Origin of the sequence: Specibacter sp. AOP5-B1-6, assembly GCF_052376555.1 — a bacterium.
Classification (GTDB): Bacteria; Actinomycetota; Actinomycetes; order Actinomycetales; family Micrococcaceae; genus Specibacter.
The window spans coordinates 1-26,749 of record NZ_JBQSVT010000028.1 but is presented as its reverse complement, the minus strand read 5'-3'; the positions used below and the strand labels follow the sequence as shown (position 1 = coordinate 26,749).

24 protein-coding genes, 1 tRNA gene and 1 pseudogene are annotated in these 26,749 nt (G+C 65.9%); 15 read left to right on the top strand and 11 right to left on the bottom strand.

All coding sequences use genetic code 11. The features are described 5' to 3' along the window. Positions 1–17 precede the first annotated feature (17 nt). Together ACT3TS_RS13905 and ACT3TS_RS13900 are read left to right on the top strand one after the other, a co-directional pair. A complete protein-coding gene (locus tag ACT3TS_RS13905) occupies positions 18–1,103 on the top strand; it encodes a CaiB/BaiF CoA transferase family protein (RefSeq protein WP_444532106.1) in 1,086 nt (361 codons plus the stop codon). After that, complete coding sequence (locus ACT3TS_RS13900) at positions 1,100–2,143, top strand: MBL fold metallo-hydrolase (protein ID WP_444532105.1); 1,044 nt, start codon at positions 1,100–1,102, stop codon at positions 2,141–2,143. Before ACT3TS_RS13905 ends, ACT3TS_RS13900 begins: the two co-directional genes overlap by 4 nt. 206 nt (positions 2,144–2,349) lie before the next feature. Here ACT3TS_RS13900 and ACT3TS_RS13895 read toward each other — a convergent pair whose 3' ends face one another. Then, complete coding sequence (locus tag ACT3TS_RS13895; protein ID WP_444532104.1) at positions 2,350–2,886, bottom strand: MarR family winged helix-turn-helix transcriptional regulator; 537 nt, start codon at positions 2,884–2,886, stop codon at positions 2,350–2,352. Positions 2,887–3,018: 132 nt separating this feature from the next. Here ACT3TS_RS13895 and ACT3TS_RS13890 point away from each other — a divergent pair, with 132 nt between their 5' ends. The 9 genes from ACT3TS_RS13890 to ACT3TS_RS13850 all read left to right on the top strand — a co-directional run bounded on the left by ACT3TS_RS13890 (position 3,019) and on the right by ACT3TS_RS13850 (position 10,847). Next, positions 3,019–3,786 (top strand): electron transfer flavoprotein subunit beta/FixA family protein, encoded by a 768-nt coding sequence (locus ACT3TS_RS13890; RefSeq protein WP_444532103.1) that lies wholly within the window; start codon positions 3,019–3,021, stop codon positions 3,784–3,786. A 12-nt stretch (positions 3,787–3,798) separates the two neighbouring features. Next, a complete protein-coding gene (locus ACT3TS_RS13885) occupies positions 3,799–4,773 on the top strand; it encodes an electron transfer flavoprotein subunit alpha/FixB family protein (RefSeq protein WP_444532102.1) in 975 nt (324 codons plus the stop codon). Between the two features lie 137 nt (positions 4,774–4,910). After that, the gene (locus ACT3TS_RS13880) at positions 4,911–5,864 is read left to right on the top strand and encodes a cytochrome b/b6 domain-containing protein (RefSeq protein ID WP_444532101.1); all 954 of its coding nucleotides are present in this window, start codon (positions 4,911–4,913) and stop codon (positions 5,862–5,864) included. Between the two features lie 107 nt (positions 5,865–5,971). Then, complete coding sequence (locus tag ACT3TS_RS13875; protein ID WP_444532100.1) at positions 5,972–7,108, top strand: acyl-CoA dehydrogenase family protein; 1,137 nt, start codon at positions 5,972–5,974, stop codon at positions 7,106–7,108. Positions 7,109–7,126: 18 nt separating this feature from the next. Continuing rightward, positions 7,127–8,185 (top strand): enoyl-CoA hydratase/isomerase family protein, encoded by a 1,059-nt coding sequence (locus ACT3TS_RS13870; RefSeq protein WP_444532099.1) that lies wholly within the window; start codon positions 7,127–7,129, stop codon positions 8,183–8,185. A gap of 35 nt (positions 8,186–8,220) precedes the next feature. Then, positions 8,221–9,195: a 3-hydroxyisobutyrate dehydrogenase gene (gene mmsB, locus ACT3TS_RS13865; RefSeq protein WP_444532098.1), complete on the top strand. Its 975-nt coding sequence runs from the start codon at positions 8,221–8,223 to the stop codon at positions 9,193–9,195. 83 nt (positions 9,196–9,278) lie between these two features. After that, positions 9,279–10,055 carry an enoyl-CoA hydratase gene (locus ACT3TS_RS13860; RefSeq protein WP_444532097.1) on the top strand — a complete coding sequence of 259 codons (777 nt, stop codon included), beginning with the start codon at positions 9,279–9,281 and terminating at the stop codon, positions 10,053–10,055. A gap of 86 nt (positions 10,056–10,141) precedes the next feature. Beyond that, positions 10,142–10,218 (top strand) — tRNA-Met (locus tag ACT3TS_RS13855). Positions 10,219–10,289: 71 nt separating this feature from the next. Beyond that, positions 10,290–10,847 (top strand): DUF6434 domain-containing protein, encoded by a 558-nt coding sequence (locus ACT3TS_RS13850; RefSeq protein ID WP_444532096.1) that lies wholly within the window; start codon positions 10,290–10,292, stop codon positions 10,845–10,847. A gap of 32 nt (positions 10,848–10,879) precedes the next feature. On the opposite strand, the gene ACT3TS_RS13845 is transcribed toward ACT3TS_RS13850, so the two are convergent. The 6 genes from ACT3TS_RS13845 to ACT3TS_RS13820 form a co-directional block, all read right to left on the bottom strand. Next, complete coding sequence (locus ACT3TS_RS13845) at positions 10,880–11,953, bottom strand: sulfate/molybdate ABC transporter ATP-binding protein (RefSeq protein ID WP_444532095.1); 1,074 nt, start codon at positions 11,951–11,953, stop codon at positions 10,880–10,882. Continuing rightward, on the bottom strand, positions 11,950–12,822 hold the full coding sequence (locus tag ACT3TS_RS13840; RefSeq protein ID WP_444532094.1) for an ABC transporter permease: 873 nt from the start codon (positions 12,820–12,822) through the stop codon (positions 11,950–11,952). Before ACT3TS_RS13840 ends, ACT3TS_RS13845 begins: the two co-directional genes overlap by 4 nt. Then, complete coding sequence (gene modA, locus ACT3TS_RS13835; RefSeq protein WP_444532093.1) at positions 12,809–13,651, bottom strand: molybdate ABC transporter substrate-binding protein; 843 nt, start codon at positions 13,649–13,651, stop codon at positions 12,809–12,811. The genes ACT3TS_RS13840 and modA overlap by 14 nt, the downstream gene beginning before the upstream one ends. Next, positions 13,648–14,058, bottom strand: a complete 411-nt coding sequence (locus tag ACT3TS_RS13830) for a TOBE domain-containing protein (protein ID WP_444532092.1) — start codon at positions 14,056–14,058, stop codon at positions 13,648–13,650. Before ACT3TS_RS13830 ends, modA begins: the two co-directional genes overlap by 4 nt. Positions 14,059–14,191: 133 nt before the next feature. Further along, complete coding sequence (locus tag ACT3TS_RS13825) at positions 14,192–15,172, bottom strand: aldo/keto reductase (RefSeq protein ID WP_444532091.1); 981 nt, start codon at positions 15,170–15,172, stop codon at positions 14,192–14,194. A 2-nt stretch (positions 15,173–15,174) separates the two neighbouring features. After that, the gene (locus ACT3TS_RS13820) at positions 15,175–16,050 is read right to left on the bottom strand and encodes a helix-turn-helix transcriptional regulator (RefSeq protein WP_444532090.1); all 876 of its coding nucleotides are present in this window, start codon (positions 16,048–16,050) and stop codon (positions 15,175–15,177) included. A 162-nt stretch (positions 16,051–16,212) separates the two neighbouring features. Between ACT3TS_RS13820 and ACT3TS_RS13815 the strand changes: the two genes are divergently transcribed. Then, a complete protein-coding gene (locus tag ACT3TS_RS13815) occupies positions 16,213–17,064 on the top strand; it encodes an aldo/keto reductase (protein WP_444532089.1) in 852 nt (283 codons plus the stop codon). 122 nt (positions 17,065–17,186) lie between these two features. On the opposite strand, the gene ACT3TS_RS13810 is transcribed toward ACT3TS_RS13815, so the two are convergent. Both ACT3TS_RS13810 and ACT3TS_RS13805 read right to left on the bottom strand, forming a co-directional pair. Then, positions 17,187–17,963 (bottom strand): PspA/IM30 family protein, encoded by a 777-nt coding sequence (locus tag ACT3TS_RS13810; protein WP_444532088.1) that lies wholly within the window; start codon positions 17,961–17,963, stop codon positions 17,187–17,189. A 162-nt stretch (positions 17,964–18,125) separates the two neighbouring features. Further along, complete coding sequence (locus tag ACT3TS_RS13805; protein ID WP_444532087.1) at positions 18,126–20,165, bottom strand: TPM domain-containing protein; 2,040 nt, start codon at positions 20,163–20,165, stop codon at positions 18,126–18,128. A gap of 255 nt (positions 20,166–20,420) precedes the next feature. On the opposite strand from ACT3TS_RS13805, the gene ACT3TS_RS13800 reads away from it, so the two are divergent. After that, on the top strand, positions 20,421–22,232 hold the full coding sequence (locus ACT3TS_RS13800) for a trypsin-like peptidase domain-containing protein (RefSeq protein WP_444532086.1): 1,812 nt from the start codon (positions 20,421–20,423) through the stop codon (positions 22,230–22,232). A 92-nt stretch (positions 22,233–22,324) separates the two neighbouring features. Here the strand turns inward: ACT3TS_RS13800 and ACT3TS_RS13795 are convergent, their stop codons facing one another. Beyond that, on the bottom strand, positions 22,325–23,674 hold the full coding sequence (locus ACT3TS_RS13795; protein ID WP_444532085.1) for a permease: 1,350 nt from the start codon (positions 23,672–23,674) through the stop codon (positions 22,325–22,327). 290 nt (positions 23,675–23,964) lie between these two features. Continuing rightward, positions 23,965–24,615, bottom strand: a pseudogene (locus tag ACT3TS_RS13790) (ABC transporter ATP-binding protein); the annotation flags it as partial. Between the two features lie 246 nt (positions 24,616–24,861). Between ACT3TS_RS13790 and ACT3TS_RS13785 the strand changes: the two are divergent. After that, the gene (locus ACT3TS_RS13785; RefSeq protein WP_444532084.1) at positions 24,862–25,686 is read left to right on the top strand and encodes an electron transfer flavoprotein subunit beta/FixA family protein; all 825 of its coding nucleotides are present in this window, start codon (positions 24,862–24,864) and stop codon (positions 25,684–25,686) included. A 10-nt stretch (positions 25,687–25,696) separates the two neighbouring features. Next, a complete protein-coding gene (locus ACT3TS_RS13780; protein WP_444532083.1) occupies positions 25,697–26,665 on the top strand; it encodes an electron transfer flavoprotein subunit alpha/FixB family protein in 969 nt (322 codons plus the stop codon). Positions 26,666–26,749: the final 84 nt, after the last annotated feature.

The following is a 26,749-nucleotide window of genomic DNA, read 5'->3' as shown; positions in this document are numbered from 1 at the left end:
ACAAACAGGAGTCACGCGTGGGCGGTCCGTTGCAGGGAATCAAGGTGGTGGAATTGTCCGCCATGGGCCCGGCCCCGCATGCGGCCATGATGCTGGCGGACCTGGGGGCGCAGGTGGTGCGGGTCGTTGGCCCGGCGCCCCCGGTCGGCGGGTACGACGTCGACACCCACCTGCAGCGCGGCCGCACCACGGTGCGGGCGAACCTGAAGGACCCGGCCGACTTGGCAGGCGCGCTGGAGCTGGTGGCCGAGGCGGATGTGTTCCTTGAGGGCTTCCGCCCGGGCACCACGGAACGGCTGGGCCTGGGGCCCGAGGAGTGCCTGGCGGTGAACCCCCGGCTGGTTTATGCGCGCATGACCGGCTGGGGGCAGCAGGGCCCGATGGCCCGGCAGGCAGGTCACGACATCAACTACATTGCCTTGACCGGCGTCCTGCACGCCATGGGCCCGGCGGCCCAGCCAATGCCCCCGCTGAACCTCGTGGGAGATTTTGGCGGCGGCTCCATGTTTGTGCTCACCGGCATCCTTGCGGCCCTGCTGGAACGGGGAAGTTCGGGCCGGGGCCAGGTGGTGGACGCAGCCATGGTTGACGGTGTCAGCGTGCTCTCGCAGCTCATCCTGGAACTGCGCTCCGTCAACCTGTGGAACGACACCCGGCAAAGCAACCTGCTGGACGGAGCGGCACCGTTTTACCGCAGCTACGCCTGTGCCGGCGGCGGGCACGTGGCCGTGGGCGCCGTCGAGCCTCAGTTTTATGCCCTGCTGCTTGACGGACTCGGGTTGGCTGCCGCCGACCTCCCGGACAGGGACGACCCCGCCCGGTGGCCGGCACTCGGGGAGGCGCTGGCGGCGGCTTTTGCCACTCGGACCCGGGACGAGTGGGCGGTGGCGTTCGACGGCATCGACGCCTGCGTGACGCCCGTGCTCAGCTATGCCGAGGCTGCCCAAAATCCGCACCTTGCCGCCCGCGGCACCTTCTCCGGCAGCGGCAGGCACATTGCCGATGCGCCGGCACCGAGATTCTCCCGCACCCCGGCCGTGGCGAAAACGGCGCTGGGCGAAACGGACTTCGAAACCATTCTCAGCTCGTGGAGGGCACCGTGATCAGCATTTCAGGACAGCGGCAGTTTCAGGCCTGGCAGGACAAAGTGCTCCCGCCCGTTGAAGAGGTCCGGCCCGGGGTTTGGTCAATTCCCGTCCCTTTCATCAACAACCCCATGCGATACACGCTGAGTTACCTGCTGGTGGGCGACGGGGCGGCGGCGCTGGTGGATCCCGGCTGGGATTCGGACGAGGGCTGGGCGGTCCTCAACGCCGGGCTGGCTGTTGCAGGGCTGCGGCCGGCGGATGTCACGGGGATCGTCGTCACCCACCTGCACCCCGACCACTTGGGCATGGCCGCGCGGCTGCGGGCGGCATCCGGGGCGTGGGTGGCGTTGGGTGCGAACGAGCCCCTGCCGTCCCACTGGCGCAGCGAGCCGGCTCGTTTCCTGGCTGAGGACAGGGCGCAATACACGCAATGGGGCGTGCCGCAGGACTTTCTTGACGAGGTCACCTTTCACCGCGACGCGTGGGCGCAGATGACAAACCTTGCCGTGCCCCAGCTCCGCCTGGCCGATGGTGCCTTGCTGCCCGTTGCCGGGCTTGCGGTGCGGGTGCTGGCCACGCCCGGGCACACCCCCGGACACATTTGCCTGGTGGACGAAGCCAACAGCCTCATCCTCACGGGCGACCATGTGCTGCCGCGCATCACGCCCCACGTCTCGCTTGAGGCGCAGACCCAGCTCGATCCGCTGGGCGACTACCTCAACTCGCTGGAGATCATGGGGGCGGGGGCGGACATGGAGGTGCTGCCGGCCCACGAATACCGTTTCCGCGGTCTGCCGCACCGTGTGGCCGAGCTGCGGGAGCACACCCTCGAACGCTCACTCGAGGTCATTGCCGTGTTGGACGCCGGGAGTGCGGAAACCGTGTGGGATGTGTCGAAGCAGCTGACGTGGTCACGCGGCTTTGACTCGCTGCGTGGTTTTACGCTCCGCCTGGCGCTCGCAGAAACGGCCAGCCACCTCGTGTATCTGGCCGCCCGTGGCAGGGAAGTGGAGATCGAGGTCAGCCGCGGCACCCCAACCCCCGCCACCCCGTGACCATCAGACGCTATCGCAGCAATGGTGTGTTTTTTCCGGACGCTGTCGCAGCAGAGGTGGAATTTTCGGTGGTATCGGGGGCGTTGTCGCGCTGGATGGCAACGTCACGGAATGCTTTGCCCGGAGGGAAGTGCGATGGCGATGGGATGTTTTCAGCCATTGCTGCGATAGCGATGCCCAAAAAGCAGCCATTGCTGCGAGAGCGTTCAGAGCGGGTCGGGATAGTTCACCGGGTCCGTGAAGTCACCGGATTCCTGGCGGAAGCGGGCCAGGATCGCCGTCATGGTCCGCAGATCATCGGCCGGAATGCCGGGGTTGGCGAACACGTCGGCGTTCAGCACGGTGGTGGCCTCCTCCACCAGCTTGTGTCCGGCACCGGTCAGCACCACGAGGGTGGCGCGGCCGTCGGTGGGGTGGGCCTCGCGGCGCACCAGGCCGTCCTTTTCCAGCCGGTCAACGACGCTGGTGACGGAGGTCGGATGCACTTGCAGGCGGGCGCTGGCACTGGCCATCGGCAGGGCGCCGTCGCGCGAGAACGACAGCAGCCGCAGCAGTTCCAGCCGGGCGTAGGACAACCCCAGCGGCTTCAAAACGGCGTCAACCCTGCTGTACATGAGCTGGTGGGTGCGCATGACCGAGGAATAGGCGGCCATGGCATCGGCGGCGTCGGCCCAGCCATGGGCAATCCATTGGCGCCTGGCCTCGGCAATCGGGTCCATGGGCAGCGGGGCGGGGGATGCCATGGGTGTCCTTTCGTGCAGTTTTCGGGGTACGCAGCTACAGATACAACAATTTACTTGGGATCCCTAGTAAATACTAGTGGTACCTAGTATTCTGCAATGAGACGGACAACAAAATGGCCGAAAGGGCAATCAATGAAGATCGCAGTTTTGCTAAAACAGGTTCCTGACACGGCCGAGGAGCGCACGCTGGACCCGGCCACCGGCTGGCTGGACCGCGAGGCAGCGGACAACCTCGTCGACGAGATCAACGAGCGGGCCCTCGAGGTGGCACTGCGTGTGAAGGATGCCGACAAGTCCACCGAAATCGTGGTGCTGTCCATGGGCCCCGACGAAGTCACGAAGGGCATTCGCAAGGCGCTGTCCATGGGCGCCGATTCCGGCATCCACGTGCTCGACGGCGGCTTGGCCGGCTCCGATGCGGCCCGCACCGCCGCGGTCCTCGCCGCCGCGCTCCGCAGCACCAATGCCGATGTGATTGTGGCAGGCAACGAATCAACGGATGGTCGCGGCGGCGTGGTGCCGGCCATGATTGCCGAGCACCTGGGCCTGCCGCTGGCAGGCGGGCTCAACGCCGTCGACCTTGGCAATGGCACGGTCAGCGGCGAGCGCTCGGGGGACACCAGATCGCTGCAGGTGACCGCAGCCCTGCCCGCCGTGGTCACCGTGACCGAGCGGACGGCCGAGGCCCGCTTCCCCAACTTCAAGGGCATCCTGACGGCGAAGCGCAAGCCCGTCACCACCCTCACCCTCGCGGATCTTGACGTGGCAGCGACGCCCGCCCGCGCCGTCGTGCTCTCCCACAGCGAGCGTCCCGCCCGCGAGGCCGGCCGCAGGATTGACGACGACGGCACGGCCGGCACCCAGCTGGCCGGCTACCTCATTGAAAACCGCTTGGTATAGGAAGGCAACACCATGGCAAATATTCTGACTCTCATTGAATTGACCCACGCCGGTGCGGTTGCCGCCTCCGCCAAGGGCCTGCTGGCCGCCGCGGCCTCCCTCGGGACGCCCGTGGCCGTTGTCGCGAGCGAAAAGGAGCTGAGCCCCGAAACGACAGTGCAGCTGGGACAGGCCGGCGCCGCCGTGATCCACCTCGGGCGCGGTGCGCAGGCCGCTTCGGTGCTGACCGGCCCGGCCGTGGAGGCGCTCGAGGCCGCCGTTGCGGCCTGCGCACCGGCTGCCGTTCTGGTGTCCAACTCGCTGGACGGGCGCGAAGTTGCCGCCCGGCTTTCCGTCCGGGTGGGCGGTGCCATGCTCAACGACGCCGTGTCCGTCAGGCTTGACGGGGACCGGATTGTGGCGGGCCATTCGATCTTTGGTGGCGCCTATGACGTGGAATCGGCGGTGGAGGGCGGCCTGCCCATCATCACCGTGCGCCAGGGCGCCATCGACGGCGCCCCGGTCGAAGGGGGCGGCGCCGTCGAAGTTGTCACATCCGCACTGCCCGGCACGGTTCCCGGCGCACAGGTTACGGCCGTCAATGACGCCCCGGCCACGCACAGCCGTCCGGAACTGCGCACCGCCAAGACGGTTGTCTCCGGCGGACGGGGGCTGGGCTCCAAGGAGAACTTTGTCCTGGTCGAGCAGTTGGCGGACGCGTTGGGGGCAGCCATCGGCGCATCCCGCGCCGCCGTCGATGCCGGTTATGTGGACCAGCACGCGCAGGTTGGCCAGACAGGCGTCAGCGTCTCCCCGCAGCTGTACATTGCGCTGGGCATCTCCGGGGCCATCCAGCACCGGGCCGGCATGCAGACGGCCAAAACCATTGTCGCCATCAACAAGGACGCTGATTCGCCCATCTTCGAGGTGGCCGACTTTGGCATTGTGGGCGACGTGTTCACGGTGGTGCCGCAGCTCATCGAAGCCTTGGCCGCCCGCGCCGAATAACCAGCTGGTGCATCACCTTCCATGACGGACAATGGATGGAAACGCACCGGCACCTGCTACAAATAGAGACTGTTGCAAAGCGGTGCCATACCGCCAGGCTGCTTCCGCCAGGAAGCACGTGAAAGAGGTTTTAGACCATGTCGACTCCCAAGACCAAGCAGGCCGCCGGCATCTCCGAGCGCTGGAACGGCCTCGGCCTGTGGACCAAAATCGGCGTGTCCGCGGCCGGCCTGGTCGTGCTCCTGGCCATTGCTGTCCTGGTGGCACGCTGGCTGACAAGCCTTGACGGCGTCAAGGACTTCTTGACCACCTACCCGGGCGACTCTGAACTGCCCGACGGCGCACCGGTGGGGCTGCCCGCCTGGCTGGGCTGGCAGCACTTTGTGAACATGTTCCTCATATTGCTGATCATCAGATCCGGCTGGCAGGTGCGCACCACCAAGCGCCCGGCCGCCCACTGGGTGCGCAACAACAAGGGCCTCATCAAGACCCGCAACAACCCCACCAAGATCAGCCTTGACCTCTGGTTCCATCTGACCCTCGACGCGCTCTGGGTGCTCAACGGCGCCATCTTCATCGTGGTCTTGTTCTTCACTGGCCAGTGGATGCGCATCGTGCCCACCAGCTGGGACGTGTTCCCCAACGCCATCTCGGCCGGCCTGCAGTACCTCTCCCTCGACTGGCCCACCGACAACGGCTGGGTCAACTACAACGGCCTGCAACTGCTGACCTACTTCATCACGGTCTTCATCGCCGCCCCGCTCGCCATCGCCACCGGCCTGCGCATGTCCGGCGCCTGGCCCAAAAATGCCACGACGCTGAACAAGATCTACCCGATCACGGCCGCCCGGGCCATCCACTTCCCGGTCATGCTGTATTTCGTGGGCTTCATCGTCGTGCACGTCACCCTGGTCCTTGCCACCGGAGCGCTGCGCAACCTGAACCACATGTACACCTCATCCGACGCGGTGAACTGGTGGGGCTTCGGCATCTTCGCCGGTTCCCTCGTGGTCATGGCGGCGGCCTGGTTCCTGGCCCAACCCTTGTTCCTGCGCCCCATCGCATCCCTGATGGGCAAGGTCACCAAATAAAGTACGACGGCGGACCCCTCACCTTGGGTCTGCCGCACCGGACGGCACCCTCACCTTGGGTCCGCCACACAGCAACGCCGCAACGATGCGGCACCAGGAGGTTACCCGTGAATGACCTGAGCGCCGATCAGCAGGCAGTGGTGGAGATGGTGCGCGACTTCGCCACCAACGCACTGGCCCCGCACGCCGCCCAATGGGATGAGGACAAACACTTCCCTGTGGACGTGCTGGCCGAGGCCGGCAGCCTTGGCATGGGTGGGATCTACGTGGGGGAAGAGCATGGCGGATCGGCCCTGAGCCGCACCGACGCGGTCTTGATCTTTGAAGAGCTGGCCGCCGTTGACCCCACCATCGCCGCCTACATCTCCATCCACAACATGGTGGCCTGGATGATCGACGCCTTTGGCAACGAGGAGCAGCGCGCGGCGTGGCTGCCGGGCATCACCGCCATGACCGAGCTGACAAGCTACTGCCTCTCCGAGCCCGGGGTGGGATCGGACGCCGCAGCCCTCACCACCCGGGCGGTGCTCGACGGCGACCATTACGTCATCAACGGCACCAAGCAGTTCATCTCCGGGGCGGGATCCTCGGCCTGGTATCTGGTGATGGTCCGCACGGCCGACCTGGGCGCGAAGGGGATCACCGCCGTCGTCGTTCCGGCCGACGCAAAGGGGCTGAGCTTCGGCGCCAACGAAAAGAAGATGGGCTGGCGGGCGCAACCCACACGCCAGGTGGTCTTTGACAATGTGCGCATCCCCGTCACGAACCGGCTGGGCGAAGAGGGCGACGGTTTCGGCATCGCCATGAAGGGCCTCAATGGCGGACGCGTCAACATTGGCGCCTGCTCGCTCGGCGGCGGCCGGGCGGCGCTGGAAAAGTCCATCGCCTACCTGAAGGAGCGGCAGGCCTTTGGCGGCCCGCTCATTGAAAAGCAGCACCTGCTCTTTGAAATTGCCCGCATGGACACCGACCTTGAAATTTCCCGGACCATGCTGATGCGTGCGGCCAACGCCCTGGACAACGGCGCGCCGGACACCGTGAAACTGTGCGCCATGGCCAAGCTCGTGGCCACGGATGCCGGCTACCAGGTGGCCAACCAGGCGCTGCAGCTGCACGGCGGGTACGGCTACCTGAGCGAATACGGGCTGGAAAAGCTTGTCCGCGACCTGCGGGTGCACCAGATTCTTGAAGGCAGCAACGAAATCATGCGCTTGATCATTGGCCGTCTAGCCGTGGAGCGCTAACAAGTGGAGGATGGACACATGGAGCACAACGACGTACTCGTGGAGCGCACAGGCCTGCTGGGACATCTGGTCCTGAACCGGCCCAAGGCCATGAATGCGCTCAACCACGCCATGGTCAAGGCCGTGGCGCAGGCGCTGGATGACTGGGAAACGGACGACGGCGTGGCCACGGTCCTCATCTCCGGCGCCGGCGAGCGGGGGCTGTGTGCCGGCGGGGACATCGTCACCATCTACCACGACGCCCGCACCGGAGGGGATTCCAGCGAGCAGTTCTGGCGCGACGAATACCACCTCAACGCCCGCATCAAGAGCTACCCGAAACCCATTGTGACGCTCATGGACGGCGTCGTCCTGGGCGGCGGCGTGGGAATTTCCGCACACGCCTCGCACCGAATTGTCACCGAGCGTTCCCGGATCGGGATGCCGGAAACCGGGATCGGTTTTGTCCCTGATGTCGGCGGCACGTACCTGCTCTCTCGCGCCCCGGGCGAAATGGGCACCCACGCCGGCCTCACCGGGACCATGGTCAGCGGCGCCGACGCGATTGCCATGGGCCTGGCCAGCCACTACGTTGATTCCGCCCAGCTGCCCACGCTGCTGGCCGAGCTGGCCGAGCGCAACGCCAGCTCCGTCGTCGGCCGCTATGGGCAGGCTGCCCCCGAATCCGCCCTGGCCAAGGCGCGCTGGTGGATTGATGAGGCCTATGCCCCGGACGACGCCGGGACCATCCTTGCGCGGTTGGCCCGCGTGGGGGACCCCGCGGCCACGGCAGCGGCGGAGACCATCGCGGCAAAGTCGCCAACGGCGGTGACGGTCACCCTGGCGGCGTTGCGGCGCGCGCGGGCGCAGCCTTCGCTGGAAGCCGTGTTGGACCAGGAATTGCGGGTGTCGCTGCGTGCGCTGCGCTGGCCTGACTTTGCGGAAGGCATCCGGGCGCAGCTTGTCGACAAGGACAGGAACCCGCAGTGGTCCCCGGCCTCACTGGCGGACGTGGCGCCGGATGTGGTGGAGGCGGCGTTTGCGGACTTGGGTGCGCATGAGTTGGGGCTGGCCGCGCCAGTTGATGAAACGGTCTAAACGCAGTTTTTGTTCGATGTGAAGGGAAGATGGCCATGAGCAACGAAACGTCTGAACGCACTGAAAAGAAGGTCGCCGAAACTGGGCCCGCAGAAACCAAGGTGGCCTTCATCGGACTCGGACACATGGGCGGGCCGATGGCGGCGAACCTGGTGGCTGCCGGGTACCCGGTCACGGGATTTGATGTGGTGCCGGCGGCGCTGGTGGCTGCTGCTGCGGCTGGCGTGGTGGTGGCGGATTCGTCAGCTGCCGCGGCCACCGGGGCCGATGTCATCGTCACCATGCTGCCGGCCGGAAAACACGTTTTTGCCGCCTTTGAAGGCGAAGGGTCCGGTGGGGGATTGCTGGCGGCAGCCAAACCGGGGGCGTTGTTCCTTGAGTGCTCCACGATCGCAGTGGAGGATGCCCGCACAGCCCACGAAATGGTTGTGGCCAGCGGGCACCGGGGACTCGACGCGCCGGTCTCCGGCGGCGTCGTGGGTGCCGAAGCCGGAACCCTGACGTTCATGGTGGGCGGTTCCGAGGACGACTTTGCCGCGGCTGGCCCTCTCTTTGAAGTCATGGGGAAACGGATTGTCTTGTGTGGCGGACCCGGTGCCGGGCAGGCTGCGAAGGTCTGCAACAACATGATCCTTGGCGTGTCCATGATCGCCGTCAGCGAAGCCTTTGTGCTGGGCGAGAAGCTCGGCCTGACGCACCAGGCGCTCTACGATGTCGCGGCCAACGCCTCCGGGCAATGCTGGGCCCTGACCACCAACTGCCCCGTGCCGGGACCGGTCCCCGCCAGCCCCGCGAACCGCGCCTATCAGCCAGGCTTTGCCGGGGCGCTCATGGCCAAGGACCTCGGGCTGGCCGTTGAGGCACTCAACGCCACCGGAGTCGACGCCGTGATGGGCCGCTCTGCTGAGGAAATCTACCGCGAATTTGCCCTGGACGGCGGTGCCGGGACCGACTTCTCGGCCATCATCAATTCCATCCGGGCGGCTTCCGACCGTGCCGGGGCGGACTGAGCACCGCAGCTTGCTTCAGTCCCCGGCCGCTTTCGGCCTGAGCCCGCCTTCCCTGACCACCTTGAACTGAACGGAATTTCCCCATGACCCAGTATTCCTTGATCCTGACCGAACAACGCGGGCGGGTCGGTCTGATCACGCTCAACCGCCCCGAAGCCCTGAACGCACTCAGCGATGCCATGGGCCGTGAGATCCTTGCCGCCGCGCAGGCCTTTGACGCCGACCTTGGCATTGGTGCCATCGTCATCACCGGCTCCTCCCGGGCGTTTGCCGCCGGGGCCGACATCAAGGAAATGGCGGACAAGTCGTCGGTGGACGTGTACCTGTCGAACTGGTTCTCGGCCTGGGACGAACTGGCACGGGTTCGCACACCCATGATTGCCGCAGTCGCGGGCCATGCCCTGGGTGGCGGCTGCGAACTGGCCATGATCGCCGACTTCATCATCGCCGCGGACAATGCCAAGTTTGGGCAGCCGGAAATCAAGCTCGGCGTCATCCCCGGCATGGGCGGCTCGCAGCGGCTGACCCGGGCCATCGGCAAGGCGAAGGCCATGGAAATGGTGCTGACCGGACGGGTCATGGGTGCCGTGGAGGCGGAACAGGCGGGGCTGGTCGCCCGCGTTGTTCCCGTGGATGCGCTGCTGGATGATGCCCTGGCCACGGCCGAGACCATTGCCTCCATGTCAAAGCCCGTGGCCATGATCGCCAAGGAAGCGGTCAATGCCGCCTTCGAGACCACCTTGGCCGAGGGCGTCCGCATGGAACGCCGCTCCATCTTTGCGTGTTTCGCCACCGAGGACCAAAAGGAAGGCATGGCCGCCTTCAGCGAAAAGCGCCCGGCGGAGTTCAAACACCGCTAAGGCAGCCGCCCCCGCCCGGTTCCCCACCCCCCATGCCCCCTCCGAGTTGGTGTTTCGGACAATCGCATGTACTGTTGAGGACGCAACGCGGGGTGGAGCAGTTCGGTAGCTCGCCGGGCTCATAACCCGGAGGTCACAGGTTCAAATCCTGTCCCCGCAACCAGATGAGGAAAACCCTCGGCCACACAGGCCGGGGGTTTTCCGTTTCCCGGCCCAAATTGAGGAGCCTGTGCGATGAATGCGCCCGATCCGACGCAGCGGCCCGGACTCGATTCCTCGATGACAGCAGCCGAGTTTTCCCGCTGGTACTGGCTCAAAACGGAACTGGCGGACTTTGCCCGCAGCCAGGGACTCCTCGCAGGTGGCGGCAAAGAGCAGATCGCCGAACGGATTTCGGCAATGCTTGATGGAAGGCCCCAACCTTCTCGTCCTGCGGCGAAGCGGTCAACGAAGCAGCTTGCCGAACCCCTGACTGTGGACAGTGCAGTCCCGAAGGGCCAGCGCTGCAGCCAGCTGCTGCGGGTCTGGTTTACGGAACAGCTGGGCGCCGGTTTCCACTTTGACGTTCACATGCGTGACTTTGTCGCTGCCGCCGACGGCAGTTCCACGCTGGCAGACGCCCTGGCGCACTGGCAGGAAACACGCACAGCCTCCGCCCCCGAAATTGGCCGGCAGTTTGAGCTTAACCAATTCACCCGTACGTGGTTTGCGGGTCATCCCGACGGCACCCGGAAGCAAATGCACGCCGCATGGCAGCTCCACCGCTCGCTGCCCAAGGATTTTCGGCCCTGACAGTCGGGCCCTGACCGTCAGGACCGGGAAGGTTAGGCCGGGTAGAGCAGCACCTCGGCGGCCTTGACCACGAAGCACACCTCAGCCCCCGGGACCACGCCCAAGTCGGCCACCGCGGCGGGGGACACGTCGGCTGCCAGGGCGCCGGCCCGGATCCTGATGTGGCTGCCATGCGGTTCCAACTCGTCCACGCGAACCATGAAACAGTTCCGCGGGCTTCCCGCAGGCGGCGCCAAAAACACCGACACGGCCGACGGCGGGAACGCAGCCATGCCTTCCGGACCATCCGCGGGGCCGTCCCCCTCAGCAGCAGGGCCGGAGGCGCCAACGGGGCGGCCGGCGACGCGGACGCCGTCGGGCATTGTGAGGGTGGTGCCATGCAAGGATCCTGAGAGGACGTTCAGGCCGGCCAGCGACGCGGCGAAGGAACTGCGCGGACGCGCCAGCACGGCGGCCGTGGGGCCGGATTCCACGAGCCGCCCGCCCTCCATGACCAAGATTCTGTCCGCCAGCATGAGGGCGTCCAGGACGCTGTGGGTGACGATGATGGCGCGGCGGCCGGCCAGCACGCGTTTGAGCAGGCTGCGCAGGAACGGGGCGCTGTTGACATCCAGTGCGGCCATGGGTTCATCGAGCAGCAGGAGCTCGGGGGCGGTGGCGAGGGCGCGGGCCAGGGCGACGCGCTGGGCCTGCCCGCCGGATAGCTGTGCCGGGAGCCGCCCGGCCAATCCCACGGCGTCGACCTCGCGCAGCCAGTGACGGGCGGCGTCGCGGCTGGCTGACTTGCCCTGGCCCTGGCTGCGCGGACCGAAGGCCACGTTGTCGAGCACACTCAAATGCGGAAACAGCAGTGGCTCCTGGGCCAGGACCCCGACGCCGCGCTCATGCGGCGGGAGCCACGTGGCCGCGGGCGAGAGGCTGAACAACGTCCGTCCGCCCAAGGTGGCCTCGCCGGCATCGGGCTTGAGCAGGCCCGCCAGCATTTGGACTATTGAGGACTTCCCCGCACCGTTGGGTCCCATAATGGCGAGGGTTTCCCCGGCCTGCACCGTCAGGGAGATGTCAAGATTGCGGGCGGGCAGGGTCGCGTTCAGTTGCAGTGTCACGGGGCATCAACCGTCCCGGCCGGGGCAGTTTCACGGTGGGCGGGCGCCTGCAGGCGGTACTTGGGTGCGCGGTACGTCAGGGCCACAACGATGACGGCCACGGCGATGAGCAGGAAGGACAGGGCCACGGCGGCCTCGGGGTCAGTCTCGCGCTGCAGGTAAATTTCCAGGGGCAGCGTGCGGGTCACACCCTGCAGGCTGCCGGCAAACGTCAGGGTTGCGCCAAATTCGCCCAGACTGCGGGCAAACGACAGGACCGCGCCGGAGATGAGGCCCGGCAACACCAGGGGCAGGGTGATCCGGCGCAGCACCGTCGACGGCCGTGCGCCCAGGGTGGCTGCCACGGCTTCGTATTTTTGCCCGGCCGTGCGCAGCGTCCCTTCCAGGCTGAGCACCAGGAACGGCAGGGCCACAAAGGTCTGCGCCATGACGACCGCAGTGGTGGAAAAGGCAATCTCAATGCCCAAGGCCTGCAGGGGTTTCCCCAGCAGGCCGGCACGGCCAAAGGTGTACAGCAGTGCCAGCCCGCCCACCACCGGCGGCACCACCAGTGGCAGCAGGATCAAGGCCCGCAGAATCCGCTGGCCAAAAAACTGGGCACGCGCCAGCAGCAAGGCCAGCGGCACCCCAAAAATGATGCACAGGACTGTGCTGGCGGTCGCCGTTTTCAGGCTCAGCAGGAGGGCGGCCACGGATGATTCCGAGCTGATCAGTGCCGGGAACTGCCCCCAATTGACCTGTGCAACCATGCCGGTGAGGGGCAGCAGAATAAATACGGCGCCCAGGCCCGCCACCACATAAATCCAGCGCGGGACGGCCGTGTATTCCCAGACAGCCGGGGTGCGGGGGGACACCTTAGGGTGTGCCAAAGCCTGCATCCGTCAGTATTTTTTGCCCCTCAGCGCCTGTGACCTGGGAGATGAAGGCCTGCGCCAGATCAGCATTCCTGGAAGATTCGACGGCGGCGATGGGGTAGCTGTTGGCGGTGGGCTTGGGCAGGTCCAAAGGGATGTCCAAGACCTTGTTGCCGGCCGTCTTGGCGTCGGTGACGTAGACGAGCCCGGCGTCGGCCTCGCCTGCGGTGACCTTGCCCAGGACACTTGTCACCGAGAGCTCCTCGCTGACCGGATGCAGGGTCAGCCCGGCGCTGGCGGCGTCGGATTGGCTTGCTGCGCCGCAGGGGACCTGGGGCGCGCAGATGACAAGTTTTACGCCGTCCTTGGCGGCGTCGGCAAAGCTGGTGATGTTGGCCGGGTTGTCCGGCGGCACGACCAGCGTGAGCACATTGGAGGCAAAATCAACGGGGGCCCCCGCAGCCAGGCCGGCGTCGCTGAGCTTGGTCATGTTGGCGGAGTCAGCTGAGGCAAAGACGTCGGCCGGTGCGCCCTGGATGATCTGGGTGACGAGGGTGGATGAGCCGTCAAAGCTCAGGGAGACCTTGACTTCGGGATGCGCCGCCTCAAACTGCGAAGCGAGCTCCGTGAACGTCGTCTTCAACGATGCTGCCGCGAAAACGCTGAGCGTCCCGGACAGTTCTGTCGGCGCATTCGCAGACGAAGCCGCGGGATGGGCTCCGGGGGAGGTGTCCGCAGCAGGTGCACAGCCCGGCAGGCCCAGGGCCAGCATGGTGGCAACCGTTGCAGCGGCACTAAAACGGAGGGTGCGGAGGCGGGCAGGCGTTTTGGGGAACAATGTCATGAGGGGCTCCCCGGGGCAGGCACTTCAATGATGACGGTCGTTGACTTCACCACGGCCGTGGCGATGGCACCGGGCTCAAGCTTCAGGTCCCGCACGGCTTCGCTGCTCATCAGCGAGACCACGCGGAACGGCCCGCATTGCAGCTCCACCTGGGCCATGACCTTGTCCATGACCACGCTTGTCACGAGACCCACAAAGCGGTTCCGGGCAGAACTGCCCACACCGGTTGGGTCGTCGGGCAGCTGTGACTGCTTCTTGGCGAGAGCCGCAAGCTCCACACCCTCGACCACCATGCGGCCCTGGTGGTCCTTGCTGCCCTGCAGCGTGCCGTTGTCCAGCCAGCGGCGAACGGTGTCGTCACTGACGCCCAGGAAACGGGCAGCTTCGGAAACGCGAATAAGTGCCATACCCCGAGACTATATCCTCAAATGCGTGAAATACAGGGTTCACTCGACGCAAATACTGAACGCAAGCTATCAAGGCCGGGCAGCTCGTCAGCTGAGCCGGGCCGGCGTGCCGAAACCCCCGCCACCGGGTCCCTCACCACGCATAGTCCTCCGGCGCGGTTTTGGGTCCGGGGAAGATTTTGTCCAGGGCAGCCAAGGCGTCTGCGTCCAGCGAAACATCCAACGCCCGCAGCCCGGCCTCGAGTTGGGCCGCGGTGCGTGGTCCGATGATCGGTGCTGTGACGGCTGGTTGATGCATGAGCCAGGCCAGCGCCACGTCGCCCGGGGCGTGGCCCAGCTCCGCGGCGAAGCCCTCAAAGGCGGCAATGGCGGCAATGGCGTCATGGTGCGTGGCCAGCGCGTCGGCGGCGCGCCCCTCGAGCCTGCGTACGCCGTCGTTCTGCTTTTGCAGCACGCCACCCAGCAGCCCGCCGTGCAGCGGCGACCACGGGAGCAAGCCCAAGCCGTAGTGCTCGGCAGCCGGAATGACTTCTCTTTCCACGCTGCGCTGCATCAGGCTGTAAATCGACTGCTCGCTGACCAGGCCGGTGACCGGGCGGCGCGCGGCTGCCTCCTGGGCGGCGGCGATGTGCCAGCCGGCGAAGTTGGAGCTGCCCGCATACAGGATCTTGCCCTGCTGGATGGCGACGTCAATTGCCTGCCAAATCTCATCCCACGGGGTATCCCTGTCCACATGGTGGAACTGGTACAGATCGATGTAGTCGGTTTGCAGCCGCTTCAGGCTCGCATCCAGGGAGCGGCGGATGTTCAGTGCCGACAGCTTCGAATCATTGGGCCACTCGGTCATGTTGGCGTAGACCTTGGTGGCCAGCACGGTCCGTCCGCGCCGGCCTCCGCCCTGGGCAATCCAGCGGCCAATGATTTCCTCGGTCCAGCCGCGGCGGTCATTGCCGCCGTAGCCGTTGGCCGTGTCAAAGAAGTTCAGCCCGGCTTCGTGCGCCTGGTCCATGATTTTGAAGGCGTCCGCTTCGTCGGTGTGCGGACCAAAGTTCATGGTGCCCAGGCAAAGCTTGGAAACGGAGAGGCCGCTGCGGCCCAAATGTGAGTACAACACTGTCAGTTGATTCCTTCGGATGAGGGTGCAACACGTTGATTGTCTGCTGTGGAACCGCCGGACCAGGAGGACAGCAGCTTCAGGGCGTCCTGCGACGGCGAACCATTCTTGGCCGTGTAAATGCGCAGGCTTTGTTCGGGGTCGTCCGGGAGCAGGAGGTGCTCAAAGTCCACTTCCACTTCGCCCACTACGGCGTGATGCAGGGACAAGGTGCCGGAGGACCGCCGGCCCACAGTGTGCCGGGCCCACCACTGCCGGAATTCCTCGCTGTTGACGGCCAGCTCGCCCACCAGCGCCGTGGCCGCAGGGTCGCCGGGATGCCGGCCAATGTCGGCGCGCAGGGCAGCCACCGCATCGGCGGCGGCACCGTGCCAGTCCCGGAACAGTACGCGCGCGGCCGGATCGAGCATGATCCAGCGTGTGTAGTTGCGCTGCTCGCGCGCCATGGCCGGGAAATCGGCCAGCAGCAGGCGGGCCATGCGATTGCTGGCCAGAACGTCTGTCCTTCTGCCAAGAACGACGGCGGGCACGTCACCCACGGCGTCGAGCAGCTGCCGCATGGACGCACGCACCCGCTGTGCCACCGGCGGATTTGTGGCTTGCCCGCCACAGTTTTCCAGCAGGTCGAACATGTGGGCGGACTCGGCGTCGTTCAGCTGCAGGGCGCGCGCCACGGACGCCAGCACGGAGCGGGAAGGGTGGATGTTGCGGCCCTGCTCGAGCCGGGTGTAATAGTCGGTGGAGACATCCGCCAGCCGCGCCACCTCCTCCCGGCGCAGCCCCGGCACGCGCCGGGTGGTCAGTATGGTGCCCGGATCAGGCTGCAACCGTGAGCGCATGGCTGAAAGAAACCTGCCGAATTCAATGCTTTGTCCCATGCTCCCATTCTGCCCCGGAGCAGGGGCGCCACCTAGTGCCAGGGTGGGTCTGTTAAACCTAGGATCTTTCTGCCCATGTTCAGTGGCCCATTCACCAGTACTCTCGGCCTAGGCTGGTGGGGAGCGCCTTAACGGCGGAGGCTAGGAGAGGAATGAGTTTTCATGACTGAGTCGAAAACCGCGGCAGCGGCTGTTCCGGAACTGACGTTGAACAATGGGGTCGCCATCCCGCAGCTGGGTTTCGGTGTCTTCCAGATCCCGCCGGAGGAAACCCGGGTGGCCGTCACGGAAGCCCTGGCTGCCGGGTACCGCCACATCGACACGGCTGCTGCATACCGCAACGAGTCCGGTGTCGGGGCGGCCATTGCCGAATCGGGGCTGGCCCGCGAGGACATTTTTGTCACCACGAAGCTGCGCAACGGGGAGCAGGACAGTCCCCGCGCCGCCTTCGAGGCCAGCCGGAAAGCACTGGGCGTGGACTGGATCGACCTGTACCTGATCCACTGGCCGGTGCCTTCACAGGGGCTGTACACGCAGGCATGGAAGGAGCTCGAATCCCTTTATGCGCAGGGCCTGATCCGCGCCATCGGGGTGTCCAACTTCCTGCCGGCACACCTGGACGAGCTGCTTGCCAACTCCACCGTGGTCCCCGCGGTGAACCAGATCGAGGCGCACCCCACCTTCCACCAAGGCCAGCTGGCGGACAAGAGCCGAAGCCACGGCATCGCCGTGGAGGCCTACAGCCCGCTGGGACAGGGCAGGGACCTGGAAAACGAGGTGGTCGCCGAACTGGCGGCTCAATACGGTGCCACCCCGGCCCAGGTGGTGCTTGCCTGGCATCTGGGTCTGGGCAACATCGTGATCCCGAAGACCGTCACGCCCGGGCGCATGCGCGAAAACCTGGCGGCTGCCCGGATCAAGCTCAGCACGGATGACTTGAACCGCATCTCAGCATTGGAGGCTGGTGGACGCATCGGCGCCGATCCGGCCGTGGCGGCGTTTACGCAGATGTAGGCAGACGTAAGGAATGCACACTGCGGCTGCCCCGCAGTGTCTACCTCGCAGTGTCAAACAAGAAGAACGGGTGCCCGGCCGCGAAGCGGAGGGGCACCCGTTCTTTTGTCTGTTTTTGCTGCTTACAGGTTGTCGAACTCTGCTTCGTCGACGGAAGCCGAGGCCTTGATCGCTGCCGGAGCCGGGGCACCGCCGGACTTCAGGGCCGCCAACCGGGCCTCAACCTCTGTTTGCTCGCCCAGGTCCTCGAGGGAGTTGAACTGTGCATCCAGGCTCGACGCGGCAAGTTCGTTCTGTCCACGGACCTTCGCCTCTTCGCGGCGGATTTTCTCCTCGAAGCGGCTCACCTCGCTGGTGGGGTCCATGATGTCGATGCTCTTGAGCGCGTCGTGGACCTGGGTCTGCGCGGCGGCGGTCTTGGAACGGGCAATCAGCTCGTTGCGCTTGTTGCCCAGCTCTGTCAGCTTGCCGTTCATCTGCTGCAGACCGGTCTTGAGCTTTTCAACAACGTCGTTCTGCGCGGCGATGTTCGGCTCTGCGGACCGTGCCTCGTTCTCGGCGGTAATCTGGCGCTGCAGTGCCACCTTGGCGAGATTGTCGAACTTCTGTGCATCGGCGGCATTGCCGGCAGTGCGGAATTCATCGGCCTTGCGGCTGGCAGCGAGTGCCTTTGAGCCCCAATCCTGCGACGCCTTCACGTCCTCGTTGTAATCATCCTCGAGCATGCGCAGGTTGCCGATCGTCTGCGCAACAGCCCCTTCAGCCTCCTGGATGTTCGCCTTGTAATCGCGCACCATCTGGTCAAGCATCTTCTGTGGGTCCTCGGCCTGATCCAACAATGCATTGATGTTGGCCTTGGCCAACTGTGCGATCCGGCCGAAAATTGACTGCTTTGCCATTCTTTACCCCTTATTATTTGCTGGTTGCATCAAATGAAAACTCAATAGCTGCTGCCAGAGGCGTCCGATAGTGGTTTGAGTCTAAAGGACCTCCCCAATTCTTGCCGCAGGTGCACTGATAACGCAATGCCCTGATGGTGCCGTGGCCCGGCAGGCGATGGGCTAGAAGTTGCCGCCGCTGCCACCGAAGCCGCCACCGCCTCCACCGCCACCGCCGCCACCGCCACCGCCGCCAAATCCACCGCCGCCTCCACCGCCGAAGCCGCCACCGCCAAATCCGCCGCCCCCGCCTCCGGAGAGCAGCCCGCCGATGATGCCGCCCAGGATGGCCCCGCCCATGCCCCCGCCCATGGAACCTCCGCCACCGTAGCCGCCGCGTCCTCCGCCGCCAAAGCTGTCGACGTCATTCTGGGCGTATTGGATGGCCTGCTGGGCCAGCTGCTGTGCTTGCTGCGCGTACGTCAGGGCATTGGTCGGGTCGGATGTTGCAACTGAAACTGCGTAGTCAAAGTTGCGTTCGGCTTCGGAAAGACGCGTCCGTGCGGCCGATCCCACGCCGCCGCGGCGGGCCGCGATGAAGTCCTTGGCCGTGGCGATGGTTGCCTGTGCGCCGGCAAGGGCCTGCTGCAGTGCTGCCTGGGACCGCAGCGCCTGCTGCTGCTGGTCGCGGATGCCGGTCAACAGTTCGTCAAGCTGCCCGTGCGCTTGTTGCACCGCCGACAGCTGGGCCACGGGATCGGGCTTGCCGGCGGCAGCATTCATGCGCACATCGTTGAGCTGCGCTTCCGCGGCCTGGACCGTCGGGGCGTAGCGGGAGAACTGCTCGGAAGCCACCAACGACTTTGCCTGTTCCAAGTCGGCGAGCGCCGAGGGGAGCGCGGTTGTCAGGGTGGTTGCGGCGTCGCGGATGGCCGTTCCAGTCTTGGCGATCGCGTCGAGGAGCACCGTGCACTGCAGCAGGCTTTCCTCGGCGGCCTTGACCGAAACAGCGGCACCGGCCGTGTCCGACGCCGCCAGTTTCGTGTCGGCATCGGCAGCCGCGGTGTCCACAAAATCAAGGCGTTCCTTGGCCTGGGCCACATTGTCACGCACGGGCGCCAGCGCAGTTTCCGAGTATTGGGACGTCAGCTCGGCCAACTTTTGCTCGGTGTCGCCCACGGCCGTGCGGGCTCCGGCAGCCTGCGTGCGAATTGTGCCCAGCACCTCCGGCGCGGTCCGTTCCAGCTCGCGCAACTCGTCGAAGGCCGCTTTTTCGGCCTCCAGCGCCGCGTTGGCATCCTCACTGCGCTTGATGATTTCCCCGAGCCAGGTCCGCTGCTCCTCGATGGTGTCGGGAATTTCGTCATCCAGCTGTTGCTGGAGCTTGAAGGACTCCGAGAGGTGGGTCTTGGCGCTCTCCAACGCAGCCTGGAACTGCTTCACGGCCTCGTCCCCGTACGACGCCTGCGCAAAACCAATCTCGTGCCCGCTCGTGTTGATGGCGTCGTCGGCAGCGATCAACAGCGAACCTGCCTTGGCGCGCAGCTCCGGGATGGTCATGCCGGCGTTGGGGTCGAGGGCCTTGCCGTCCGGGCCGAAACCCTTGGCCGTGGCCTCAGCCGCCGACTTTTTGCGCTTGTTTCGCATATACAGGGCAGTGCCTGCACCACCCACGACGACGACGCCGCCGATTCCCAGCGCCACGAAACCGCCCGTGGGGTTGGGCACGTTGCCCTTCCCACCGCCGGCGGCATCGCCCAGGGCTGCGGCTGCGTCAATGGCAGCCTGGGCCCAGTTGTCGTCGGACAGCTGCGGCTTGATGACGTTGGTCTGAATGTTTTGGTTCTTTTGTTCGGGGACCATGGCCGTATCGGCGAACAACGCATACTTGGCATCCTTGACGGCAACTACCAAGAGGGCGTCGCCGGTGCCGAGCTGCTTCTTGTCGGCCACCTGCTGCCCCCACTGCTGGCCTGTTTCGCCGTCGAAGGAGTCGACATAGACCACAAAGAACGTCATCCCGTGGTCCTGGCTGAGCTTGTCAATCGCAGTCTGGACTTCAGCCTTCTGGCCGCCCAGAACATTGGCATTGTCAACGATGTGCGTGCCGCCGGGAATGCTCACCGGTGGTTCGGCCTGCGCAAGTCCGGCCGGGCCCAGCATGAGGGCGAGCAGGCCAAGCACTGCCAGAAATGGGGAAAATACCTTCAACCGTGCAAACATTGCTCACCTTTTGATATGGGGCCATGGCGAAATTCGGCCTTAATACTCCAAACGATACTATGGTGCCGTTTTGATTGGGGCAGGAAGTTTCGCCCAGCGAAGAACCCCGCGGCCGGGGGAGACTGCGACATAATGGAACACGATGAACCTTCACAGCTACCTTCCAGCGAACGTTCGTCATGGCACCAGCCGCGGGCGACATGATGAATTTCAAGCAAGGATTCATCACACGAGATTTTACTGAAGGGAAAGCTGATGTCAGAGCACAACGGGGAACACACAACCCACAACGACGAACAGCACAAAGCTGCACCCCAAGCCCCTGACACGGCTGCAACGCCAGAGGCTCCCCAGGCATCCGGCCCCGAGACAACGAGTCAGCACGGCTCCACACCGTTCCAAGGTGCACAGGCACAAGGCACCGGCACGCACAACAAGCCCGCCCCCAGCGCGCCGCCGCAGCCGCCTGCCGAGGATCAGCCCACCGGTCATGGCGCACCCCCGACGGCGGCGCAGCCGGCACAGCCAACAGATTCGTCGACACAGTCGGCAAGTGCGCCGGCCCCAGGCTACGCCGCTCCGGCGTATGGCGCCCACGCATACGGTGCACCAAATACCATTCCAAACACGCCCACCGGCGCCGGCAATCCCACCGGCCAGAACCCCACGGAGCCCATCCCGAACAACTTTGCCGTGCACGGGCAGGGCCAGCAATACGACGGGCAGCACCAGCAGGGTCAGAACAACAACGGTCAGCAGGGATCGGTGACCGGGCACGCCGGACCGGGATATCCGGCGTCGAACGCCTACCCGCACTCCTTGGCACCGGCCGTCACGGCCAAGCCCAAGGAACGCAAGAAGGTGGGCATGGGAATGTTTACCGGCGGTGTCCTGGCAGCTGCCCTTATTGGCGGGCTCGTCGGTGGCGGATCACTGTTCCTCCTGGACCAACAGCAGGGCGGCAACACCGTGGCCGGGACGAGCCAGCAAAGCGCGCCGTTGGTGATCAACAACCCCAAGTCGGTCAATGAGGTGTCCGCGGCTGCGGCCAAGGCGATGCCGTCCGTGGTGACGATTTCGGCCACGAGCGGTAGCTCAGGCGGCACGGGTTCGGGCATCATCCTGGACAAGGAGGGCCACATCCTGACCAACACGCACGTTGTGACGCTCGATGGCGCCGCGGCCCATGCGACCATCGAGGTTCAGACCAGTGACAACAAAGTGTATGAGGGCACCATTGTTGGCACAGACCCGCTGTCCGACCTCGCCGTGGTGAAGATCGACGCCCCGGACCTGGTGCCGGCGGCGCTGGGCCAGTCCAGCAAGATCAATGTTGGCGACACGGTGATCGCCATCGGTTCCCCCTTGGGCTTGAACGGCACCGTCACCGACGGCATCGTCTCCACACTCAACCGCACCATCCAGGTGGCCTCCTCTGCTGTTCCGGAAACGCCAAGCGACAGCTCCGAGGACCCGTCCGACGGCGGCAACGGCTTCCGCTTCTCGCCTCCAGGCGGCGGGCAGGACACCACCGCGGCACAGGGAACGGTCAACCTCAACGTGATCCAGACTGATGCCGCCATTAACCCCGGCAACTCCGGTGGCGCGTTGGTCAACGCCCAGGGTGAAATCATTGGCGTCAACGTCGCCATCGCCTCAACAGGCAGTTCTTCGGACTCCAGCAGCCAGAGCGGGAACATCGGTGTGGGCTTCTCCATCCCGATCGACCACGCACAGCGGGTGGCGCAGGAAATCATCAAGACCGGCAAGGCCAGCCACGGCCAGTTGGGTGTCTCCGTGGGCGGGACGTCCTCCAACAGCTCTGGAAGTTCCTTCTCCACGGGCGCCACAGTTGCCGACGTGACGGCAGACAGCGCAGCGGCCAAGGCAGGGCTGCAAAAGGGCGACGTGATCACCCAGCTTGGCAACCGCACCATCAGCGACCCGGCGGATCTGACAGCGGCCGTTCGCGAGCAGGCCGGCGGAGCCACCGTGAAGTTGGACTTCACCCGGTCGGGCAAGTCCCAGTCGGTCGACGTCACACTTGACACGATGCCCGCCAGCTAACAAATGCACGAAGCCATGCGCACCACTCGATTCGAGTGGTGCGCATGGCTTCGCCGCAACTGAACCAAGTCCGGCACCTGAACCAGGTCCGGCTATGCGTCCCGGAGGACCTTGTTCAGGACGGGGGCTGAGGCGGCCAGCCCCACCCACACCAGGCCGATGCCGGCGGCCAGCACTGCGGCGATGACCAGCAGGGACAGCGGGGCAAAGATCGCAGCCATCCCGGTCAGGGGAAACAACAGCACCGCGGCCAGCACGGCAGAGCCAATCGTCACAATCCGGACCGGGGAGAGCACCGCCCGTTTGCGGGCAGCATCCATGACGGTGCGGGGCATGCCGAGGCGGTCAAGGCTCACGTAGAGATCGCGCCTGTCCAGGATGGCGGCCGCCTGGTTCACCCCGGCGCTGCAGGCCACGAGCAGGAAAGACGCCACAACTGTAATTAACACACCTGTGCGCATGTCGTTGGTCAGGTGCATTTCGGCGGTGCTGCCACCCCCGCCGGCGGAGTCCATGAGCGCCAGGCCGGTCCCGGCCACGACGGCGATGAAACTTGTCATCGACAGGGAACTCACCTGCCGCCAGGCGGCCTTGGGCGATTCCAGAATCGTCCGGGCGGCCAGCAGCTTCGCAGGGGTGTCGGCCCGGCGCAGGCCGCCGCCGGCCAGCCACTTGAGCACAATTGGGCCCATCAGGTTCAACAGCGCCAACCCGCCGGCGAAACTGCCGCAGATGATCACGATCATGACCGCAGCCGAGCCGCTCGCCGTGATGTTGGCCATCGCTGCATAAAGCACGACGGCGGCGCCCGCCCCGAGCGCGAACCGAACCCAGTGCACCGTGGGGGCCTTTTGCCGGGTGCGCACCCCCAGGGGCGAAAGCACCACCTGGCGCAGGCCGACGGCCGCACTGATGGCGGCCAGCACCACGAGGGCCGCCGCCGTGGCCAGCACCAGCAGGGGATTGAGCCACAGCTGGGCCAAGCCCAAGGCTTGTCCCTGGAACGGGATGAGGGCAACGGCCGGCAGGGCAGCGGCATGGAGGGCGATGCCGGCGCCGATGCCCACGGCGGCAATGGCAGTGGATTCCACGATGGCCATGGCACCCACGAGTGCCGGGGTGCCGCCCAGCAGCCGCAGCGTGGACAGCCGTTCATCGCGGCGGCGGGCCGACAGGCGTGCCGCCGAACCGCCCAGGGTCAGCAACGGCAGGACCAGCAGTGCCAGTGCCACCATGGCCAGGGTTTGATAGGCGCCGGCGGTGCCGAAGCTGTCGTCTGAGGCGGGGTTGGTGAAAAAGCTCATTGCCCCGGCCAATACGATCAGCGACAACGCCGTGACAAGGGCAAAGGCCACTGCGGGCAGCGCCACCACAGCCTTGTTGCCGGGGGACGGCCGGGACATCATCCACAGGATGGAGAACGTTGAATTCAGGCTATTCACGGCTGGCCCGTCCACTTCTGGCCCGCCGGAGACTGGGGTGTCAGAGGTTGCCCGACGGGAGTCTGGCCCGCCGGGGCTGGGGGAGCCGGAGGTTGAGGCGCAGTGTTTGCCGCACCGGCAGCAGGGGATGCGTAGCCGGGCGTGCCCATTGACGGGTGGGCAGCAATGTTATGGGCTGGAAAGCGCTCCGGCTGCACGTAGGTGGTCCCGGCCTGCAGCGCCGTCCCGCCGGGCCCGGCCGGCATGACCGCTTCGGCACCCGGGTGGGAGGACGGCGCAACGGACAGGACGCCGTCGTGCATAAACAAGGTGCGGCTGCAGCGTGAGGCAACCGTGACATCGTGGGTGACCAGGACCAGGGTGTGGCCGCGGCCGGCCGTGGCGCCCAGGAGCGCGGACATGACGTCGGCGGAGGTGTGTGAATCGAGGGCGCCGGTGGGCTCGTCCGCGAACACGATGCGGGCGCCGGTGACCTGGGCCCGGGCGATGGCGACCCTCTGGGCCTGGCCGCCCGAGAGCTCGCCGATGCGTCGCCCCTCCATGCCGGCCAGGCCGAGGTGGGCCAGCCAGCCGGCCGACTGCGCCTCGGCGTCGCGGCGCGGGACGCCATTGAGCATGAGCGCCAGGGCCACGTTTTCGATGGCCGTCAGCTCCGGGATGAGCAGCCCGGACTGGAACACAAAGCCGAACGCCTCGCGGCGCAGCTTGGAACGCTGGGTTTCGTTCAGTGCCGTGACGTCGGTGCCCGCATAGTTGACGGTGCCGGCGTCGGGGGAGGTGATGCCGGCCAGGGTGTGCAGCAGCGTCGTCTTGCCGGAGCCGGAGGCACCCATGATGGCCACGGACTCCCCGGCACGGATGTCGAGGTCGACATTGTTCAAGGCGATGCCTGCGCCATACCTCTTGGACAGGGAGCGGGCGCTTAAAATTGTTGTATTCATGCTTCAATCCTGCTCCAGGCCGCGGCGGCAAACATCGGGCCAGAGGTGGGAACCTTGTGCGGCCGCGTCCACCCGGGGGCGGAGAAGTGCTCGCACCGGGACGGGCGGGATGTTCGCTTGAAGTAAAGAACCGCAGCGACGAATTCCGGCTGCGGGCCGGTTCGAACTAAGCTGTTGGGGTAGGCCAAGGGCGAACCCGCTGCTTCCGCCCCAGCATGGGGAAGGGCTCAGCGACACCATTCGCCCATGACACAAAGGACAGCAGTGGAAAATACAGCACTGAACATTGTCGTACTGGTCAAATATGTGCCAGACGCACAATTCGACCGGCATCTCACAGGTGATGCCCACGGCATCGACCGTGGTGAAAGCATTCTTTCGGAAATGGACGAATACGCCCTCGAAGCGGCGTTGGCCTTGACCGACGCCCGCGGCGGCGCCAAGGGCGGCAACACCGTCACGGCTCTGACACTGGGCCCGGCCTCCGCCGCGGTGGCCGTGAAAAAGTCGTTGCAGATCGGCGCCACCCAGGGCCTGCACGTCACCGACGAAGCGCTCGAAGGCTCCGACGCCTCGGCCACCTCGCTGGTCCTCGCCGCAGCCATCAACACGCTCGGCCCGGTGGACCTCGTTATAACGGGCATGGCCTCAACCGACGGTGAAACTTCCATCGTCCCCGCGCAGCTGGCTGCGCGACTGGGCCTGGCCCAGATCACCTTCGCCTCGGCGTTGGACGTTGACGGCGACACCGTCACGGCCCGCCGCGACGGTGATGACTTCTCCGAGGAAATCCAGGCCACCCTGCCTGCCCTCGTCTCGGTGACGGACCAGGCCAATGAGCCGCGCTACCCGAACTTCAAGGGCATCATTGCCGCGAAGAAAAAGAAGGTGACAACGGTGTCCCTGGCGGACCTCGGGTTGTCGCCGGACGCCGTCGGACATGCCGGGTCACTGACGAAGGTCACGGCGGCAGCCGAGCGCCCCGCACGCACAGCCGGCACCGTCATCACCGATTCAGGCGATGCCGGCATCCAATTGGTTGACTTCCTGGCCGCGCAGAAACTGATCTGAGGAACCCTTCATGACTGCAATCGTTGTTTACATTGATCAGCTCAACGCCCCCGGCAGGCTTTCGGCAACTGTGCACCAGCTGCTGACCCTGGCCCGCGGCGCCGGCGAACCGGTGGCTGTTGTGGCCGGTCCCGTCAGTGCCGAGGTGCTGGCCGAGCTGGGCGCATACGGTGTGCAGCGTGTGCTGCACTCCGAGCAGGCCGAATTGGGCCAGTTCCTGGTTGCGCCCCAGGCCGACCTCGTCGCCCAGGCCGCCGCCGCCGTGTCCGCCGGTGCCGTGCTGCTTGACAACAGCGCCGCCGGGAAGGAAATCGCGGCCCGTGCCGGCGTGACCCTGAACGCCGGCGTGATCACCGACGCTGTTTCCGTCACGCACGACGGCGGGACCCTCGTTGCGCACAAATCGGTCCTTGCGGGGTCCTGGACTGTGGAGGCGCGGGCCACCTCAGCTGTCGCCGTCATCAGTGTCAAGGCCCACGCCGTTGACGCAAGCCCGGCCGTTGAGGCCACCGTGCCCGTCGTCGAGGTTGTGGACGTTGCGTTTGCCCCGGCAAGCCTGGCCGCCCGCGTCACGTCCCGGACGCCGCGTGCGGCTTCCGGACGTCCCGATCTTGAAGACGCCCGCATTGTTGTGGCCGGCGGCCGCGGCGTTGATGGCGACTTCGCGCCCGTTGAAGAGCTGGCGGATGTTCTCGGAGCAGCGGTGGGCGCCTCCCGCGCAGCCACTGACGCCGGCTGGATCTCGCATGCGTCCCAGGTGGGCCAGACGGGCAAGAAGGTTTCCCCGCAGCTGTACATCTCCGTGGGCATTTCCGGCGCCATTCAGCAAAAGGCCGGCATGCAGACCTCCAAGCTCATTGTTGCTGTGAACAAGGACGCGGACTCGCCCATCTTTGAGATTGCCGACTTTGGCATTGTTGGGGACCTGTTCCAGGTGCTGCCGCAGGCTGTGGAGGAAATCAAAAAACGCCGGGGCTGACCCGGGCTTGAATGCCTCTGATTGTGACTAATGCCGCCGCTTGGCGGAGGTGCCCTGGGTTGTGCCCTTGCACCGCCGCCCAGC